A 17,168-nucleotide genomic window follows, 5' to 3' on the forward strand; every position below is an offset into this window, starting at 1 on the left:
GGGTAACATGCCCGTCATGAGCGCAGACCAGATGTCGATCGGCGAGATGCTGTCCGCCACCGTGCCCATGGCCCGGACCCTGCACCTCGAGTTCCTGGAGACCACGCCGGAGAAGGCCGTGGTGTCCCTGCCGGACCAGGGCGAGTACCACAACCACGTGGGCGGCCCGCACGCCGGCGCGATGTTCACGCTCGGCGAGACCGCCAGCGGCAGCATCGTCCTCGCCGCGTTCGGGGACCAGCTCTCGCGAGCAGTGCCGCTCGCCGTCAAGGCCGAGATCGCGTACAAGAAGCTCGCTATGGGGCCCGTCACCGCCACCGCGACCCTGGGCCGCCCTGTCGCCGACGTGGTCGCCGAGCTGGACGCGGGGGAGCGCCCCGAGTTCCCGGTGACGATCGAGATCCGCCGTGCCGACGGGGCGGTGACCGGTGAGATGACCGTGGTCTGGACCCTGCGTCCCAACGGCTGAGCCGCGCGTCCCCGGCAGGGCCCCGGCCGTCGTTCGGGGCTCCGGTGTGCGATCAGGCCGCGAACCGCCGGTGTCCGGTTCCGCCGTTCTCGGCCGCCGTGACGAACTCCTTGAGCCAGGCGAGGAATTCGGGCCCCAGGTCGGGCCGGTCGCAGGCCAGCCGGACCACCGTGCGCAGATAGTCCGCCTTGTCGCCGGTGTCGTAGCGCAGTCCCTCGAAGACGACCCCGTGCACCGTGCCGCCCACGGCGAGTTCCTGGAGGGCGTCGGTCAGTTGGATCTCGCCGCCGCGGCCGGGCGGGGTGCGCTCCAGGGTGTCGAAGACCGCGGGGTCGAGGACGTAGCGGCCGATGACCGCGTAGGTGCTGGGCGCGTTCTCGGGCGACGGCTTCTCCACGAGCCCGGTCACGCGGACGACGTCGTCGTCGCCCGTCCTTTCCACGGCCGCGCAGCCGTAGAGGGAGATCTGATCGCGGGGCACCTCCATCAGTGCGACGACGCTTCCGCCGTGCTCGTCGCGGACGTCGAGCATCCGGCTGAGCAGTGTCTCGCGCGGGTCGATGAGGTCGTCGCCGAGCAGGACGGCGAACGGCTCGGCGCCGACGTGCCGACGGGCGCACAGCACCGCGTGGCCGAGACCGAGGGGTTCGCCCTGCCGGATGTGGTGGATGTTGGCGAGGCGGGCGGGGTCGCGCACGGCGTCCAGGCGGACCGTGTCGCCCTTCGCCGCGAGGGCCTGCTCCAGCTCGAAGGCGTGGTCGAAGTGGTCCTCGATGGCCCGCTTGTGGCGGCCGGTGATCATCAGCACGTCGTCGAGACCGGCCGCGGCCGCCTCCTCCACGACGTACTGGATGGCCGGCTTGTCGACGACCGGCAGCATCTCCTTCGGGGTCGCCTTGGTCGCGGGCAGGAAGCGCGTGCCGAGCCCGGCGGCCGGGACGACCGCCTTGCGTACGGGGCGGCCGGGGGTGGGGGCCGCAGGGTCGGCGGCGGTGTGGGGGACGATCATGCGGCCATGCTGGCCGACGGGAATGAGAGCTCTCAGGGAGCAGGCTGGGAGCGTGCTGTGTGTTGAGCCAGGGGCGACGAAAGTTGGAGATTTCGTGTGCCAACTGTCTTTGGGTGCACACAACTTGGGGTCGGCCGGTTCGGGACTTCGAATGCGGGTGCGGATACCGCCGGTAACTTATCTGAATTCGCTGCGTTTTGAACTTTGGTCACTCGAACTTCTTGTTTCTCGTGATTCACGTGTGCGAAAGTGACCGCCCCGAATGACCGCACCCGTACCTGACGCGGCATAGGTATGCACCAATCACGCACCTGCTTTCCGGTGGACGCGCAATAGCCATGCCGTCCTGCGGCTTGGAAGGAAATGGTTCAGTGCAATCCCCATACCCCCCAAGGCCCCCCTATCCGCCGCGCCCCGGAGCGACTCCGGGGGAGACCGACCGAAATCTCGTCGCCCAATTGGGCGGTGCCGAGGGCGGTGACCGCGCCGTCGCACTGCTCATGGCCCGGCACTGGCGGGCCACCCATGACTACGCCGTCATCTGTCTGGCCTCCTCGTCCGGTTCCGCGGAGCTGGTGGCCGCAGCGGCGTTCCACCGGGTGCTCGGACGGGCGGGCGGGGGCGCCGTGCGGCCCCAACTCCTGGCCGCCGTACGGGACACGGTGAAGGAGTGGGCCGCACAGGACCGTATTTCCGCGGCGCTGGCGGAGCTGGGCAAAACGACCGGGGGCCGCGGACTACGCGCCGCGCGGGGCACCACCCCCGAAAGGCGACAGCTCGCCGAGCGCGCATTCCAGGCCCTTCCTGGTGCCTCGCAATGCCTGTTGTGGCATGTCGAGGTCGAGGCCGAGCACATATCCGTACCGGCCGGTCTGCTGGGGGTCGACATCCCCCAGGCGGCGGACGGGCTGGAACGGGCGCGCGACCAATTCCGGGAAGGCTGTGTACGAGCCCACCGGGAACTCGCGCCCTCCAAGGACTGCGGCTTCTACAACCGCCTCCTCGACGTCCCGATTCGCCGTGGCGGCGCCCTGCTCCCCGATGTGCAGCAGCATCTGATGGAGTGCCGCCACTGCCGGCACGCCGCCGAACAGCTCAGTCATTTCGAGGGCGGCCTCGAAGCGCTGCTCGCCGAGACCGTGCTCGGCTGGGGCGCCCGGCGCTATCTCGACTCCCGGCCCGGCCGCGGCGGTTCGAACCAGTCGCCGGCCGCCGCCCGTCCGCGCGGCGGCCGGCACCGGCCCACACGTCTCGCCGCACCGAGACGGCACACCAAGGCGGTGATGGTGGTGGGCCTGACCTCCTTCGCCCTGCTCGCGACCGTCCTCGTCACCAAGGGCTGGTCCGATGACAACGGTGTCCCCGATCCCGGTGTCACCTGGGGCGCGCCCAGCGGCAACGACATCGTGCCCAGCCCCGACTCGGTGCCCTCGTCCGACGGCTCCCCGTCGGCCGCCTCCGCGAGCGAACCCGTGGAGATCGGCCAGGGCAGACTCCGCAGCCGCGCCGCCGATCTCTGCCTGGACATCCGCGGGAACAAGGCCGAGGCCGGCTCCGCGACGGTGCTCGCGGCCTGCTCCTCGGCGCTGTCCCAGCAGTGGTCGTACCAGGACGACGGGCTGCTGCGCAGCGTTGCCGATCCCGCGCTCTGCCTCGGCGCCGACACCGACGAGGGTTCGGTCGCCCTCGCCGGATGCCTGGTGCACGCCGGCGAGGTCCAGTACGACCTCACCGTCCGCGGTGAACTCCTGCTCCGCTGGGGCAAGGGGCTGGTCGTCGCACCCGACAAGGACCTCGACGTCGTCGTGGTCGAGCGCGACGGCTCCGCGGACCAGGGGTGGCTGTTCGAAACGGCGGACAGGCCCACCGCGGAGGCGCGGAAGAAGGGCGGGACGGAAGAGAAGGAACACGGGACGGAGGAGACGGAGAAGGGCGGGACCAAGGAGAAGGGGGAGAAGGAGGAGGGTGAGGATCGCCGACTTCCGGACACCGCCTCGAAGTCACCCACCGCCGCGCCGGTGCGCCCCGAGGAGCCCGACGACCATGCTCCGGGCGAGGCGGGGGAGCACGAGCCGCGCGCGGCCCAGGTCGACCACCGGGGCGAACCCGAGGACCCGGGCATCCTCCAGGACGTGCCGGTCGCAGGAACCGTCGTCACCGCGGTCGGATCCCTCCTTCACTGACCCGGGGGCCGCCTCGTCTCGAGGCGGCCCTTCTTCGGTTCCTGTCGACATCCGGCCGTCTCTCGTTCACTTCATTGACACGAGTCACCAACGGTCATAGTTTTCCCGCCGCGCCCCTGGCGTTTCTCACCGGATGTGTTCACAAAGTCGTGCCCGCACACCGAAGGAGTGACGGCTCATGACCGACACCGTCTCCAGGCGATCAGCCCCGCGACCACGGGGCGGGGCGATCGCCGTCGCCCTGACGGCACTCGCGGCCGCGCTCATGGCGCCCGCATCCGCTCGGGCGGCCGGCTCGCCGGATCCCGTCGTCCGCACGGAAGCAGGTCTGGTACGGGGTGAAGTGACCGCCGAGGGACGGCAGTTCCTCGGCATCCCGTACGCCGAGCCGCCCGTCGGCGCGCTCCGCTGGAAGGAGCCGAGAGCGGTCCGGCCGTGGCACGGGGTGCGTACCGCACAGGACTTCGGCAACAAGTGCGTCCAGGCGACGAGTTGGGACCCGGGGTACGAGCAGCCCTCGCACACCGAGGACTGCCTCGACCTCAATGTGTACGTCCCCGAGGGCGCCGGACGCCGCGCGGTGATGGTCTGGTTCCACGGTGGCGGGCTCACCGCCGGGGCCGGACAGGACATCGTCCCCGACACTTTCGCCCGGCAGACCGGCACGGTCGTGGTCACCGTCAACTACCGCCTGGGAGCGATGGGTTTCCTCGCCACCGCAGGTCTCGACGACGAGGCCCGCGACGGGGTCTCCGGCAACTTCGGCATGCTCGACCAGCAGTCGGCGCTGCGCTGGGTACGCGCCAACATCGGCCGCTTCGGGGGTGACCCGGGCCGGGTCACCATCGCCGGTGAGTCCGCGGGCGGCCGCTCGGTCTGTACCCAGCTCGCCTCGCCCACGGCCAAGGGGCTGTTCCGGGCGGGCATCATCGAGAGCGGGGCGTACGACGACTGCGCCGCCCGGACGCGGGAGACGGCCGTGAGCCAGGGAGCCGCGTTCGCGCGGCAGCTCGGGTGTGAGACGGTCGCCTGTCTGCGCGGCAAGTCCGCCGCCGAAGTCCTCGCCGCACAAGGGGAGTTCGACTGGGGTCCGGTGGCCGGCGGACGCTTCCTGCCCACCCAGCCCTCGGATGCCTTCGCCCAGGGCGCCGCCGCCGGGGTGCCGGTGATGAACGGGGCGAACCAGGACGAGGGCCGGCTCTTCGCCTTCGCCCGCTTCGATCTCGGCGGGAACCCCCTCACGGTCGAGCGGTATCCGACGGTCATGCGGGAGACATTCGGCGAGGAGGCACTCCGGCACTACCCGGTCACGGACTACCCGACGCCCACGATCGGCTACGCCACGGCCCTCGGCGACGGGCTCTTCGCGTGCAGCGCGCTACGGCTCGACGGCGTGCTCGCCGGGCGCGGACCGGTCTACGGGTACGAGTTCGCCGACCGCACCTCCCCGCCGTTCGCCTCACTGCGCAACCTGGGAACCGACTTCGACTTCGGGGCGACCCATGTCAACGAGTTGCAGTACCTCTTCAAGCACTTCGGTCTCCGGTCCCCGCTGAACGGCGAGCAGAAGGCGCTGGCGCGGCAGATGGTCCAGTACTGGGGATCCTTCCTCCGCGGTGGAGTGCCGCGGGCGGACGGACAGCCCCCGATGCCCGGCGGGACGGGGACCGTGCTCTCGCTGCGGACGGCGTCCGCCGGCGGTAACGCCTTGAGCGCGACCGTGCACCGTGAGCACCGGTGCAACCTGTGGGACTCCGCCACCGTCTCACTCAACGGGTAGGCTGCCCCGGCGCACGCTCGTGAGGAGCGTGCGCCGGAAACACAGGGCAACGGGAGGAACCGGCCGTGCACGTCCAGGAATGGCTCGAGACCGTACCCGCGGTCAGCATCTATCTGCTGGTGGGCCTGGTCATCGGCCTGGAGAGCCTGGGCATTCCGCTGCCGGGCGAGATCATCCTCGTCTCGTCCGCGCTGCTCGCCTCCCAGCACGGTGAGATCGACCCGTTCATCCTCGGCGCCTGCGCCAGCGCGGGAGCGATCATCGGCGACTCGATCGGCTACGCGATCGGCCGCAAGGGCGGCCGGCCGCTGCTGGCCTGGCTGGGCGGGAAGTTCCCCCGGCACTTCAGCGAGGGGCACATCGCCACGGCGGAGCGGTCCTTCGAGAAGTGGGGCATGTGGGCCGTCTTCTTCGGCCGGTTCGTCGCCCTGCTGCGGATCTTCGCGGGGCCCCTGGCGGGTGTGCTGCGGATGCCGTACTGGAAGTTCCTGATCGCCAACGTTCTCGGCGGGATCCTCTGGGCGGGCGGTACGACGGCCGTCATCTACTACGTGGGCATCGTCGCGGAGTCGTGGCTGAAGCGGTTCTCGTGGCTGGGGCTGGTGCTCGCCGTGCTGATCGGGCTCACGTCGATGCTGGTGCTCAAGCGCAAGGCCGCGAAGGCGCAGGGCGCGGTGCGGGAGGCTGAGACCGTGGGGGCCGCGGAGTAGTTTCGGGCGCGGGTCGACTGTGGCTGGTCGCGCAGTTCCCCGCGCCCCTGGGTGGGTCTGGCTAGCCGTGGATTTCTCCGTGAGCCTTCGCCAGGTCCGCGTACAGGGTGCCGTTGAGCGTCACTCCCTGCTGCTCCTCTTCCGTCAGCTCACGCCGCACCTTCGCCGGTACGCCCGCCACCAGTGAACCCGGCGGCACCTGCATCCCCTGCGGGACCAGTGCCTGTGCCGCCACCAGGGACCCCGCGCCGATCACCGCGCCGTTCAGCACGGTCGCGCCCATCCCGATCAGACAGTCGTCCTCGACCGTCGCACCGTGCACCACCGCGTTGTGCCCCACCGACACCCGCTCGCCGATCGTGACGGGGAATCCCGGGTCGGCGTGCAGGGTGCAGTTGTCCTGGATGTTGCTCCGCGCGCCGACGGAGATCCGCTCGACGTCGCCGCGGGCCACGGCGCCGTACCAGAGGCTCGCCCCCGCCTCCAGCGTCACATCGCCGATCACCGAGGCGGTGGGGGCCACGAAGGCCTCGCCGTCGATCTTCGGTTCCCGGCCGCCGATGCCCGTGATCAACGCCTTGTGCGTCATCGCCTGCTCCTCGTCGTCGCTGACACCGGCACCGTACGCCACGCGCGTGGGGCGAAGATCACAGGCCCGGTCGACCGGCGCCCCACCTCACCGTGAGTACGGTGACCTCGTGCCGAAGAAGAACACGTTCTCATCCTGGTGTCGCAGCCTCACGCAGCGTGCCGTCCACGCGGGCTGGGCTTGGGTGCAGCGCACGGGTTCCGTGACCGCCGAGCACCCGGGACGGTTCCGCTTCGGCGCGCTGGGCGAGCACTCGCGGCTCGCGTTTCCGCTCGGCACGGTCTTCGGGGAGCCGTGGATCACGCTGGGTTCGCACTGCATCGTCGGTGAGCAGGTCACCCTGACCGCCGGTCTGATGCCCGACCTGGACCTCGGTCCGGAGCCGATTCTGCGGATCGGGGACGGTGTCGTCCTCGGCCGTGGCAGTCATGTCATCGCCGACACGACGGTCACCATCGGCAGCGACTGCTACTTCGGGCCCTATGTGTACGTCACGTCCACGAACCACTCGTACGACGATCCCCACGAGCCCATCGGCAAGCAGTGGCCGCGGATGGAGCCGGTGGAGATCGGCTCCGGCTGCTGGATCGGCACCGGTGCCGTGATCCTGCCGGGGGCGCGGATCGGGCGGAACGTCGTCGTGGCGGCGGGGGCGGTGGTGCGCGGTGCGGTGCCCGACCACGCCGTGGTGGCGGGTGCGCCCGCCAGGATCGTACGGCGATGGACTCCCGAGGCCGGCTGGCAGCCGCCGCTGCGGACCCCGGCGCCCCGGCCGATACCCGAGGGGGTCACACCGGAGCAGCTCAACGCGCTGGCCGGACTGGACGAGGAGACCGCGGCGAAACTCGCCGAGCTGGACTGATCCGGGACGGCTCAGCCGGTCGCCAGCAGCAGCGTGCCCACCAGGGCCAGGCCGGCGCCGGCCGCCTGGACCGTCCGCAGCCGTTCGCTGAGGAAGCCGCGTGCGGCGAGCGCGGTCACCACGGGGTACAGGGAGGCGAGCACCGCCGCCACGGTGACCGGGCCCAGTCGGGCGGCGATCGCGTAGGTGCCGTTCGCCGCGACGTCCGCGAGGCCCACGAAGGCCAGTGCGGGGAGCGAGGCCCAGGGGAAACCGCCCGCCGGGAGCGCGGCGGCGCCCTTGCGGACCGCGACGTACAGGGCGCCGCCGCCCACGGCGACGTTGACCACGCGCTGCACGAAGAGGGCCAGGAACAGGCCGGTGACCGTGGTGGACGCCTCCGCGATCAGGGCGAACACGGTGCCGAAGCCGAACGCCGCGACCAGGGTGAGCAGGATGGTCTGCCGCTGCACGGGGGCGCCCCTCAGCTGCGGGCCGCCCGCGAGGACGACACCGAGGACGGCGACCCCGATCCCCGCGAACTGCACCGGACCGGGGCGCTCGCCGAGGAAGAGGCCCACGCCGACCGGGACGGCCACACCGAGGGTGCCGAGCGGGGAGACCACGCCCATCGGGCCCAGGGCGAGCGCCTTGTAGAAGCAGATCAGGGCGACGGGGCCGACGAGTCCGGCGGCGACCGCGAACCACAGTCGCGGCCCGGCCTCGCTCCAGCCGCCGGTGGCGACCACGATCACACCGAGCACCACCGTCGCGATCGCCTGCGAGACGACCACCACCGTGAGCGCGGGGGTGCGCCGGGTCAGCAGTCCGCCGCCGAAGTCGGCCAGCCCCCACAGGAGGCTGGTGGCCAGGGCGAAGAGTGCTGTCACGGGGTGCCTCGCAGTACAGTTCGGTGAACGAGCGGGTGCACCTCACCGTAGTTCAGTCGGGTGCACTGTGTCATACAGAATATTGGACGTGATGTGTCGGACCTCGATCTGCTGACCCAGTCCCTGGCGCGCAACGTCAAGCGCTGGCGGACCGAACGCGGCTTCACCCTGGACGCGCTGGCGGCGCGCGCCGGAGTCAGCCGCGGCATGCTCATCCAGATCGAACAGGCCCGGACCAATCCGAGCATCGGCACGGTCGTGAAGATCGGCGACGCCCTCGGGGTCAGCGTCACCACCCTGCTCGACTACGAGCAGGGCCCGAAGGTGCGCATCGTCCCGCCCGAGCAGGTCGTCCGGCTGTGGCACACCGACGCGGGCAGCTACAGCAAGCTCCTCGCGGGCACGGAGGCCCCCGGCCCACTGGAGATGTGGGGGTGGAAGCTGATGCCGGGCGAGAGCAGCTCCTCCGATCCGCACCCGGTCGGCACGGTCGAGATCGCGCATGTCACGCTCGGCGAACTGACCCTCACCGTCGACGGCGTCGAATACCGCGTCCCGGCCGGGTCCAGCGTCACCTTCGAGGCCAATGCCTCGCACACCTACGGCAATCAGGGTGACGTCCCGATGGAACTGCTGCTGGCCATCTCCGTGCCGGCCGCGTCCTGAACGGCTGTTAGCGTGCGGCCATGGACGCACCCATCGGACACTTCGACAACGCCCGGCCCGCCCCCGACTGCCTCGACGAACTGATCGCCCCCGTCGCGGACGCCGTACGCCGCTGGAGCGGCAGCGTCCCCGCCGAGCAGATCGTCTACGTCGAGACCGACCCGCAGTGGGCCGACACGGCCGTCTTCGTGCAGCACTACGGGCAGGAGCTGCTCGAACAGTCCGCGAACTGCGTCGTCGTCGCGGGCAAGCGCGGCGGAGAGTCCCAACTGGCCGCCTGTGTCGTCCTGTCCACCACCCGCGTCGACGTCAACGGCGCGGTGCGCCGCCAACTCGGCGCCCGCAAGGCCTCGTTCGCCTCGATGGACACGGCGACGGGGGAGAGCGGCATGGAGTACGGCGGCATCACCCCCGTGGGACTCCCCGCCGACTGGCCCGTGCTGGTGGACTCGGCCGTCGTCGACCTGCCCTACGTCCTGGTGGGCAGCGGACGGCGGCGCGGCAAGCTGCTGGTGCCGGGGAAGGCGTTCGCGGAGCTGCCGGGCGCGGTGGTGCTGGAGGGGCTCGGGATCGCCTGAGCCCCTGAGCTCAGGCCGCGGTGTGATGGGCGAGGGTGTGATGCGGGTCGTCCTCGCCCGGCAGCGGTGCGGGGTCCGCGTGCACCAGGGCCGCGGTGAGCCGGGGGACCGCGTGCAGCAGGGCGTGCTCGGCCTCGACGGCCACCGCATGGGACTGACGTACTGTCATGTCGCCGTCGACGACCACCGCGACCTCGGCGCGCAGCCGGTGCCCGATCCAGCGCAGCCGCAGCTCACCGACCTCGCGCACGCCTTCGACCTCCCGCAGGGCGTGCTCGGCCCGGTCGACGAGCGCCGGGTCGACGGCGTCCATCACCCGCCGGAACACCTCGCGCGCCGCGTCCCGCAGCACGAGAGCGATGGCGGCGGTGATCGCCAACCCCACGACGGGGTCCGCGAGTTGCCAGCCCAGGGCCGAGCCGCCCGCCCCCAGCAGCACGGCCAGCGACGTGAATCCGTCCGTACGGGCGTGCAGTCCGTCCGCGACGAGCGCGGCCGAGCCGATGTCCCGGCCGACCCGGATCCGGTACCGGGCCACCCACTCGTTGCCCGCGAAGCCGACGAGCGCGGCGACGGCGACCGCCGGGACGTGCTGGACCGGACGCGGGTCCAGGAGCCGCTCGAACGCCGTCCACCCGGCGAACGCCGCCGACGCGGCGATCGTCAGCACGATCGCGAGGCCCGCGAGATCCTCCGCCCGCCCGTACCCGTAGGTGAAACGCCGTGTCGCCGCACGCCGGCCGAGCACGAACGCGATCCCCAGCGGTACGGCGGTCAGCGCGTCCGCGGTGTTGTGCACGGTGTCCCCGAGCAGCGCGACCGACCCGGACATCACCACCACGACCGCCTGCGCCGCCGCCGTCACACCGAGCACCGCGAGCGAGACCCACAGGGCGCGCATGCCGCGTGCCGAGGACTCCAGGGCGGAGTCCAGCTTGTCGGCGCTCTCGTGGGAGTGGGGCTTGAGGAGGTGGGTGAGGCGGTGGCGGAGGCTGGAAGGGGTGTGATGGTGGTGTCCGTGTTCGTGGTGATGACGGTCGCCGCTCACGTGCTTCCCCTTCCGGTGCGTGCAGTGGACGTTCCCCGTCCACGGCGCCATTATGTGCGTATGAGCGCACGCATGCACCTGTCACCTGCGCATCATGCGCACCCGCGTACCCCCGGCGACGAACAGTTCGCCCTCGCCGCCGAACTCCTCGCCCTCCTCGGCGACCGCACCCGCCTCGCCCTGCTGCACGCCCTGACGGCCGGAGAGGCCGACGTCACGACCCTCACGGAGGCCTGCGGAGCGGCGCGTCCCGCGGTCAGCCAGCACCTGGCCCGGTTGCGGCTGGCGGGGCTGGTGAACACACGGAAGGAAGGACGACGGGTGATCTACTCGCTGCGGGACGGCCATCTGCGGCGGCTGGTGGACGAGGCGCTCAGCGTGGCGGACCACCGGCTCGACGACCGGCCGGTGCACGACTGAGCGGGCTCAGTACCCGGACCCCTTGCCCAGGTACTGCTCCGCGAAGGCCGACGCCGCGGACGGCGAGCCGAAGAGGCGGCGCAGACGGGCCAGGGTGGTGCCCGCGCGGTAGGGGTCGCCGGAGGAGGTGCCGTGGTAGATGCCGGAGAGCCACTGGGAGAACTCCTGGTAGTCCCAGACCCGGCCCAGGCACGCGGCCGAGTAGCCGGCCAGACCTGTGCCGTCGCCCTTGCCGAGCTGCGCGACCAGCGCGTCGCCGAGCACGAACGCGTCGTGCAGGGCGAGGTTCATGCCCTTCGCCGCGATCGGCGCCGTGAGATGGGCGGCGTCCCCGGCGAGGAAGAGACGGCCGAACACCATCGGCTCGACGACATAGCTGTGCATGTCGAGGACGCGCTTCTCGATCAGCCGGCCCTCCGTGAGGGGCGGTGCGCCAACCGCCCCCAGGCGCTCCCGCAGCTCCGACCAGACGCGGTCGTGCGACCAGTTCTCCGGGTCGTCGCCCGGCGGGCACTCCAGGTAGTAGCGGGTCACCTCGGGGCTGCGGGCCATGTGGCCGGCGAAGCCGTTGGGGTGCATGCCGAACACCACGCAGTCGTTGGACGGCGGGGCCTCGGCGAGCAGCGCCAGCCAGCCGATGCCGTAGTCGTAGCGGGAGACGTGCGCGCGGTCCGGCGTCAGTACGGCGCGGGTCGCGCCGCGTGCGCCGTCGCAGCCTGCGACGAAGTCGCAGTGGATCAGCACCCGTTCGCCCGACTCCGGGTCCGTGTACGACACCGCCGGGCGGTCCGTGTCCAGGTCGTGCAGCTCCACGTCCCGCACGCCGAACCGTATGTCGCCGCCGCGCACGTCGGCGTACTCGCGCACCAGGTCGGTCACCAGCAACTGCTGCGGATAGATCCAGTGATGATGGCCCGTCAGCTCGGCGTACTCGAACCGGTACCGCTCCCCGCCGAACCGGAACTCGCACTCGGCGTGCCGCTGCGCCCGCTCCAGCAGGTTCACCGCGAGGCCCCGCTCCTCGAGACCGCGTACCGCCCACTCCTCCAGCACCCCGGCCCGCGGCCGCTGCTCGATGAACTCACGGGTCTCGATCTCCAGGACCACACAGTCGACGGAGGCGGCCCGCAGAATGTTCCCGACGGTGAGCCCCGCGGGCCCGGCACCGATGACGACGACCGGACTGCGCTGCGCGGCAACGGAGTTGGAGTGGGGGGTGGGGGAAGTCATCCGAGCATTATGTCCGCGCCCTGTCGCGGCCGGGAACCGAGTACCGTGGAAATCCGGGTGACCGTGCGGTGCTCGCGAGCGGGGTGATGGGTTGGACGGGGAGGTCGCTTGGGTGCCCGCCGACTTCTACCGTCCCGTCGACGGTGGCCTTCAGTGCACCCTCTGCCCCTTCCGCTGCCGGCTGCGCGACGGTGACGCCGGCGCCTGCAAGGTGCGCCGGCGCGAGGGCGACCGGGTCCTGACCGCGACCCGGGGCACCACTGTCGAGCACTGGTCGTCGGTCGAGCGCAAGCCCTTCTACCACTTCCGGCCCGGCCTGCCGCTGCTGACGCTGGCACCGCCGGGCTGCTCGTTCCGCTGCGACTACTGCGTCAACCACCGTGTCTCACAGTACGGCAGGGACCCCGACAGCCGCGTCGCCCCGCGCGACACCGACCCCGAGGCACTGGTGCGGACCGCGGCGGAGCGGGGCGGCGGCATCGCCCTGTCGTACTCCGAGCCCTCCCTCGCGGCCGAGCTGACCCTCGAACTCGGCGCGCACGCGCGGACGTCGGGCGTTCCGGTGGTCTGGAAGAGCAACGGCTTCCTCACCCCCGAAGCCGTGGAGCGCGTCGCGCCGGTCCTCGCCGCCGTCAATATCGACCTCAAGGCGGCCGGTGAGGAGGAGCACCGCCGGCTCACGGGCGCGCCGCTCGCCCCGGTCCTGGAGACGATCCGGTCGCTGAAGGCCGCGGGGGTGTGGGTGGAGGTCAGCACACCGCTGATCCCCGGGACCAGCGCCGAGGACGAACAGCTCGCGAGGATCGCCGAGTTCGTCGCCGGGCTCGGCCCCGACACCCCCTGGCATCTGCTGCGCTTCACCCCGACCTACCGGATGCACCGCCAACGGCCCACCTCACCGGAGCGGTTGGGGAGCGCGACGCGGATCGGACGGGACGCGGGACTGCGGTACGTGTACGTCGAGCGGGCGCTGGGTGCCGAAGGGCGCGCCACCCGATGCCCGGGGTGCGGTGCCGAGGTGGTGTCGCGCGGGGTGTGGGGGCAGGCCGAGAGCCGGCTGCGCGACGGGGGCTGTCCCGGATGCGGCGAACGGATCGCCGGTGTGTGGAGTGACGTCGGAGCGAACGAGGGGAACCGAGGATGAGTACCGAGTACCGCTTCGTGGAGGACCTGCCGGACCTGATCGACGCGTCCGAGTACGACGAGCATCCCGACGGACGGCTCGTACGGCTGCGGATCACCTGGGACGAGCAGGGCGTGCAGGTGCTCGGCGACGCCTTCCGGCCGGACCTGCTGGAGGCCCTGCTGGAGAAGATGGGGCCGGACGCGGTGGAGCAGATGCTCTGCGGGTGACCGGGCCGACCGTCGGACAGGCTCTATAGCCGGCCCAGGATCTGCGTGAGCACCCGCCGCAGCTCCTCCCCGCCCGGTTCCGGCGCCAGCACCCACGCGTCGGGGCCCTCGGGCGGCACCGGGTGGTGCGGATAGTGGACCCGCAGGGTCAGCGAACCGGGCACGGGCAGCGGGGGCTCGTGGGCATGGGTCAGCAGCAGGGTGCGGGGCTCGCCCGAGTCCACCGCGGCGAGGCTGCGTGCCGCCTCGCGGGCCAGGGCCGCCGCGCGCACCGGGGCGGCGGGTTCGGGCATGACCGGCGTCCACAGCCGGCGCAGCTCCGCCGCCGACGTCAGCCGCTCGGGCGGGCCGAGCCCGTCGAGACGTACCAGCGCCACCGCCCGCTCGGCCTCCAGCAGCGCCGCCGCCAACAGGTGGGCGCACAGCCGCAGACAGCTGCCGACCTGACCCTGCGCCGCGGCCCCCGTGTCGAGGACGAGCACGGCGTCCCGCTCGGTCCACGGCAGCCGACCGCGCCGCGTCCGGTACAGCAGCGCGTCCTGGGCCCACAGGGCGTTCAACAGGGGTGCCGGGAGTGCCATCTGACCCGGCACCAGACGGTCCGGCGGGCCGTGCCGGGCCCACTGGGCCGGGGCCCCGGCGGTGGTCGGGCCGGGCACGTCGTCACCCAACGGCACGGGCAGCCGCGACGGCAGGCCGGGGAGCCGGGCGGCGGCCTCCGCGGCCGAGGCCCACGGCCCTTCCGCGAGCCGCAGCGGCAGCGCCGGGTCCTGGCACACCGCGTCCGGGCCCAACAGGGCCAGCAGCGGCAGGAGTTCGCGGTGCACCCGGTCGAGGGCGGCCGCCAGTACGTCCGCCGTCACCGAGCGCCGCTCCGGCTGCTCACCGCTGCCGCGCAGCCCCCACTCCAGCGTCGTCCGCAGCTCCTGCAACGGGATGCCCGGCGGTGGGACGCAGCGCGGGTCAGGCGGCAGGCGGGACGCCACCACCGCGCTCAGCGCCGGGTGCGCGGCGCGCGGCCAGCCGAGCTCGCGCAGGGCGCGGGCGGCCCGGCCCTCATGCAGCAGCCGCCGTCCCGCGGGCGCCGCCGACCGCAGCAGCGCCGAGATGTCGGCGAGGGCGTCCAACGGGACGGCGGCGTCGACCGCGGCGGCCATGGCGCCCAACTCGGCCAGATACGCAGGCGGTTCGGGCAGCGTCGGGCCGGGCTCCGTGGTCTCCTCGGAGGTCAGCACGTCCCACAGGACAATACGGCCGCCGCTGTACGTCGTCGCCAGGCGCCGTCCGTCGGGGGACCAGCGCACGGACCACACGGGTCCCGGCGGCGGGCCGTCGGATTCCAGGGCCATCGCGACCGTGCCCCGGGCCACGTCCCACACCTCGACCACCGAGGTCGCCTCACCAGGACCCGGCGCGGCGAGCAGCGACCCGTCCGGCGACCAGGCCAGGGCCGGCGCCCAACCTCGTCCGCCGGGCGTGCCGAACTCCCGCTGCACCCGCCAGGTGAGAGTCGACCACACCACCGACGGCCCCTGGCCCGCGGGCGGTGTCGCGGCCAGCCGGCTGCCGTCCGGCGACCAGGCGACCCGCGTGGCGAACGCGCCGGAGGGCAGGGCCAGTCGGCGGGCGCGCTCCAGCCGCGGCATGTGCCACAGCACCACCGCGCCCGCGGTGCCGGCGGCGAGCAGCGTCCCGTCGGGGGACCAGGCGGGACGGCCCGTGCCCTGGGGCAGGTGCACACTCCTGGGCTGCCGCGCGGGGGCGCCCCGGGCGTCGAGGGTGTGCACGTAGAGGTGGGTGGGCGCGGGTCCGGGCTCGGGCACCGCGAGCGTGGCCGTGCCGTCGCGGGGCGCCGGGCACCATGCGGGCGCCTGACCGCCCGGGAGCACGGCACGCGTCTCACCGCTGTCCGGGTCGAGGACCGTCAGTCCCGTCTGCCCGTCGCGGGAGGCACAGGCGAGCAACTCGTCCGGCCCGGGGGAGAGTTCGAGGTCGTGGGCGCCGCCCGCCCCGGTGGCCGCCGTGGCCGTCCATACCGTGCCGGGCCGACCCGGGATCCGGGCGGCGAGGTTGCCCGGCTCCGTCTCCAGCACGCAGCGGCCGTCGCGCGCCGACCAGGCGACCGCGGGGGCCCACAGCAGGTCCCCGCCGTCGTGGAGCAGCGTCGGCCCGGCGATCCTGGGCGCGCGGTCGCGCAGCGACGGCAGTGCGCGGCCGACGGAACGGCACATCGCCGCGGCCCAACTGCGCAGCAGTACTCCGACCCGGCGCTCCGCGGGATACGGGGCCGCGTCCGGCAGCTCCCACAGCTCTGGTCCCGCCAGCACCCGGCCGGTGGGCGACACGCTCAGGTCGCGGGCCGAGCCCGCCCGCGCGGGGAGGTGGGCGACGGTTTCCAGCGCACGGTCCAGGACGAGCAGCGCCCCCTGGTCCGTGGCGGTCACCAGGAACCGTCCGGTACGGCTGAAGCCCAGCCCGAGCACGGCACCGGACACCGCGGCGTCCGCGAGCGCACGGCCCGTGGCGCGGTCGACCAGATGGACGCCGGTCGCGTCCGCGAAGGCGAGGGCGTCCCGGTCGGGGGACCAGGCGAGGGCGGTGACCGCCGTGCGGCCGGTGCGGGGCGCGAAGTCCATCCGGACCGGGGAGACGCTCCATAACTGCAGCGCGGTGGCGGTGGCCAGACACAGCTGACGGCCCTGCGGATCCCAGGCCAGCGCGACCACGGGGTCCACGGTCGGCAGCGCGGACGAGGCGAGGGTGCCCCGGTGGTGGAGCAGCACACCGCCGCCGGCGCAGGCCACCCACAGCCCGTCGGGCGACACCGCGAGCGTGTGCGCGCCCGCCGGCACCGCGAACCCGTCGTCGGCGAGGGCCCCGCTGTCCCCCTCGTACACCTCCACCCGCCCGCCCCGCAGCACGAACACCTCACCACCGTCAGGACCCCACGCCACCGCCTCCGGCACCCCCTCGCCGGGCGCCGACCACAGCACCCGCCCAGTGTCGTCACGACACGTCAGGGCACGATCCGTCAGCTGGAGGAACACGGTCCCGTCACGGGAGAGCCCGGCACACGGCCCGTCACCGGTGAGGGTGAGGAGACGGCGGAGAGTGGGCGGCGCGGGGGCGTCGGGGGCCGCGGTCATGTCCGCCCCGGGGCGCGGGGAGGGGACGGCCGACGCCGTGCGGTCCTGGCGCGGCGCGGCGCGGCCGCCGCGGACGCCCCGGCCGGACGGAGTCCTTCCGGTACGACGGTGAGGGTGCCCGGCGTGGCGACGTCCCGGGACACCCGTCCGGAGTACGCCGACGCGGCCTCCTTCCGGCATGGCACGACCGCGCTCTCGCGTTGTGTCGCGTCGCGGTGGCCGTATCCGCCCCTCCCGGCGGTGCAGACGTGGCCCG

16 protein-coding genes are annotated in these 17,168 nt (G+C 72.8%); 10 read left to right on the forward strand and 6 right to left on the reverse strand.

Going from position 1 to position 17,168, the window contains the following annotated elements:
- Nucleotides 1-31: 31 nt before the first annotated feature.
- Complete coding sequence (locus ACIOHP_RS39010; protein ID WP_401895091.1) at nt 32-469, forward strand: DUF4442 domain-containing protein; 438 nt, start codon at nt 32-34, stop codon at nt 467-469.
- A gap of 52 nt (nt 470-521) precedes the next feature.
- Here the strand turns inward: ACIOHP_RS39010 and galU are convergent, their stop codons facing one another.
- Nucleotides 522-1,478, reverse strand: a complete 957-nt coding sequence (galU, locus tag ACIOHP_RS39015; RefSeq protein WP_361547483.1) for a UTP--glucose-1-phosphate uridylyltransferase GalU — start codon at nt 1,476-1,478, stop codon at nt 522-524.
- Between the two features lie 338 nt (nt 1,479-1,816).
- Here galU and ACIOHP_RS39020 point away from each other — a divergent pair, with 338 nt between their 5' ends.
- From ACIOHP_RS39020 to ACIOHP_RS39030, 3 genes are all read left to right on the forward strand, one after another.
- A complete protein-coding gene (locus ACIOHP_RS39020) occupies nt 1,817-3,661 on the forward strand; it encodes an RICIN domain-containing protein (protein ID WP_401894892.1) in 1,845 nt (614 codons plus the stop codon).
- A 178-nt stretch (nt 3,662-3,839) separates the two neighbouring features.
- Nucleotides 3,840-5,441, forward strand: coding sequence for a carboxylesterase/lipase family protein (locus ACIOHP_RS39025; protein WP_401894895.1), 1,602 nt, complete (start codon nt 3,840-3,842; stop codon nt 5,439-5,441).
- A gap of 65 nt (nt 5,442-5,506) precedes the next feature.
- On the forward strand, nt 5,507-6,151 hold the full coding sequence (locus ACIOHP_RS39030) for a DedA family protein (protein WP_401894897.1): 645 nt from the start codon (nt 5,507-5,509) through the stop codon (nt 6,149-6,151).
- A gap of 61 nt (nt 6,152-6,212) precedes the next feature.
- On the opposite strand, the gene ACIOHP_RS39035 is transcribed toward ACIOHP_RS39030, so the two are convergent.
- Nucleotides 6,213-6,740, reverse strand: a complete 528-nt coding sequence (locus ACIOHP_RS39035) for a gamma carbonic anhydrase family protein (protein ID WP_401895094.1) — start codon at nt 6,738-6,740, stop codon at nt 6,213-6,215.
- Between the two features lie 109 nt (nt 6,741-6,849).
- Between ACIOHP_RS39035 and ACIOHP_RS39040 the strand changes: the two genes are divergently transcribed.
- Complete coding sequence (locus ACIOHP_RS39040; RefSeq protein WP_401894900.1) at nt 6,850-7,602, forward strand: acyltransferase; 753 nt, start codon at nt 6,850-6,852, stop codon at nt 7,600-7,602.
- An 11-nt stretch (nt 7,603-7,613) separates the two neighbouring features.
- Here the strand turns inward: ACIOHP_RS39040 and ACIOHP_RS39045 are convergent, their stop codons facing one another.
- Nucleotides 7,614-8,471 carry a DMT family transporter gene (locus ACIOHP_RS39045; RefSeq protein ID WP_401894901.1) on the reverse strand — a complete coding sequence of 286 codons (858 nt, stop codon included), beginning with the start codon at nt 8,469-8,471 and terminating at the stop codon, nt 7,614-7,616.
- A 93-nt stretch (nt 8,472-8,564) separates the two neighbouring features.
- Here ACIOHP_RS39045 and ACIOHP_RS39050 point away from each other — a divergent pair, with 93 nt between their 5' ends.
- Together ACIOHP_RS39050 and ACIOHP_RS39055 are read left to right on the forward strand one after the other, a co-directional pair.
- Nucleotides 8,565-9,137, forward strand: coding sequence for an XRE family transcriptional regulator (locus ACIOHP_RS39050; protein ID WP_401894903.1), 573 nt, complete (start codon nt 8,565-8,567; stop codon nt 9,135-9,137).
- 20 nt (nt 9,138-9,157) lie between these two features.
- Entirely contained in the window at nt 9,158-9,715 is a 558-nt protein-coding gene (locus tag ACIOHP_RS39055; protein ID WP_401894905.1) for a YbaK/EbsC family protein, read from the forward strand.
- A 10-nt stretch (nt 9,716-9,725) separates the two neighbouring features.
- Here the strand turns inward: ACIOHP_RS39055 and ACIOHP_RS39060 are convergent, their stop codons facing one another.
- Nucleotides 9,726-10,814, reverse strand: a complete 1,089-nt coding sequence (locus ACIOHP_RS39060) for a cation diffusion facilitator family transporter (protein ID WP_401894908.1) — start codon at nt 10,812-10,814, stop codon at nt 9,726-9,728.
- 9 nt (nt 10,815-10,823) lie between these two features.
- Between ACIOHP_RS39060 and ACIOHP_RS39065 the strand changes: the two genes are divergently transcribed.
- Nucleotides 10,824-11,183, forward strand: coding sequence for a metalloregulator ArsR/SmtB family transcription factor (locus ACIOHP_RS39065; protein ID WP_361493437.1), 360 nt, complete (start codon nt 10,824-10,826; stop codon nt 11,181-11,183).
- Between the two features lie 6 nt (nt 11,184-11,189).
- On the opposite strand, the gene ACIOHP_RS39070 is transcribed toward ACIOHP_RS39065, so the two are convergent.
- Complete coding sequence (locus ACIOHP_RS39070; RefSeq protein WP_401894911.1) at nt 11,190-12,413, reverse strand: 4-hydroxybenzoate 3-monooxygenase; 1,224 nt, start codon at nt 12,411-12,413, stop codon at nt 11,190-11,192.
- Nucleotides 12,414-12,525: 112 nt separating this feature from the next.
- On the opposite strand from ACIOHP_RS39070, the gene amrS reads away from it, so the two are divergent.
- The gene (gene amrS, locus ACIOHP_RS39075; protein WP_401894914.1) at nt 12,526-13,557 is read left to right on the forward strand and encodes an AmmeMemoRadiSam system radical SAM enzyme; all 1,032 of its coding nucleotides are present in this window, start codon (nt 12,526-12,528) and stop codon (nt 13,555-13,557) included.
- Nucleotides 13,554-13,766 carry a radical SAM-modified peptide, FtsH ternary system-associated gene (locus ACIOHP_RS39080; protein ID WP_327715723.1) on the forward strand — a complete coding sequence of 71 codons (213 nt, stop codon included), beginning with the start codon at nt 13,554-13,556 and terminating at the stop codon, nt 13,764-13,766. Before amrS ends, ACIOHP_RS39080 begins: the two co-directional genes overlap by 4 nt.
- Nucleotides 13,767-13,789: 23 nt before the next feature.
- On the opposite strand, the gene ACIOHP_RS39085 is transcribed toward ACIOHP_RS39080, so the two are convergent.
- Nucleotides 13,790-16,912 (reverse strand): hypothetical protein, encoded by a 3,123-nt coding sequence (locus tag ACIOHP_RS39085; protein ID WP_401894916.1) that lies wholly within the window; start codon nt 16,910-16,912, stop codon nt 13,790-13,792.
- Nucleotides 16,913-17,168 lie beyond the last annotated feature (256 nt).

The organism is Streptomyces sp. NPDC087859 (assembly GCF_044742595.1).
GTDB lineage: Bacteria > Actinomycetota > Actinomycetes > Streptomycetales > Streptomycetaceae > Streptomyces > Streptomyces canus_F.

Bases quoted from the DNA above. Each gene is read 5' to 3' on its own strand.
- ACIOHP_RS39010 (WP_401895091.1), top strand. From the start codon at position 32: ATGTCGATCGGCGAGATGCTGTCCGCCACCGTGCCCATGGCCCGGACC.
- galU (WP_361547483.1), bottom strand. From the start codon at position 1,478: ATGATCGTCCCCCACACCGCCGCCGACCCTGCGGCCCCCACCCCCGGC.
- ACIOHP_RS39020 (WP_401894892.1), top strand. From the start codon at position 1,817: ATGCCGTCCTGCGGCTTGGAAGGAAATGGTTCAGTGCAATCCCCATAC.
- ACIOHP_RS39025 (WP_401894895.1), top strand. From the start codon at position 3,840: ATGACCGACACCGTCTCCAGGCGATCAGCCCCGCGACCACGGGGCGGG.
- ACIOHP_RS39035 (WP_401895094.1), bottom strand. From the start codon at position 6,740: ATGACGCACAAGGCGTTGATCACGGGCATCGGCGGCCGGGAACCGAAG.
- ACIOHP_RS39055 (WP_401894905.1), top strand. From the start codon at position 9,158: ATGGACGCACCCATCGGACACTTCGACAACGCCCGGCCCGCCCCCGAC.
- ACIOHP_RS39060 (WP_401894908.1), bottom strand. From the start codon at position 10,814: ATGGCGCCGTGGACGGGGAACGTCCACTGCACGCACCGGAAGGGGAAG.
- ACIOHP_RS39065 (WP_361493437.1), top strand. From the start codon at position 10,824: ATGAGCGCACGCATGCACCTGTCACCTGCGCATCATGCGCACCCGCGT.
- ACIOHP_RS39070 (WP_401894911.1), bottom strand. From the start codon at position 12,413: ATGACTTCCCCCACCCCCCACTCCAACTCCGTTGCCGCGCAGCGCAGT.
- ACIOHP_RS39080 (WP_327715723.1), top strand. From the start codon at position 13,554: ATGAGTACCGAGTACCGCTTCGTGGAGGACCTGCCGGACCTGATCGAC.
- ACIOHP_RS39085 (WP_401894916.1), bottom strand. From the start codon at position 16,912: ATGACCGCGGCCCCCGACGCCCCCGCGCCGCCCACTCTCCGCCGTCTC.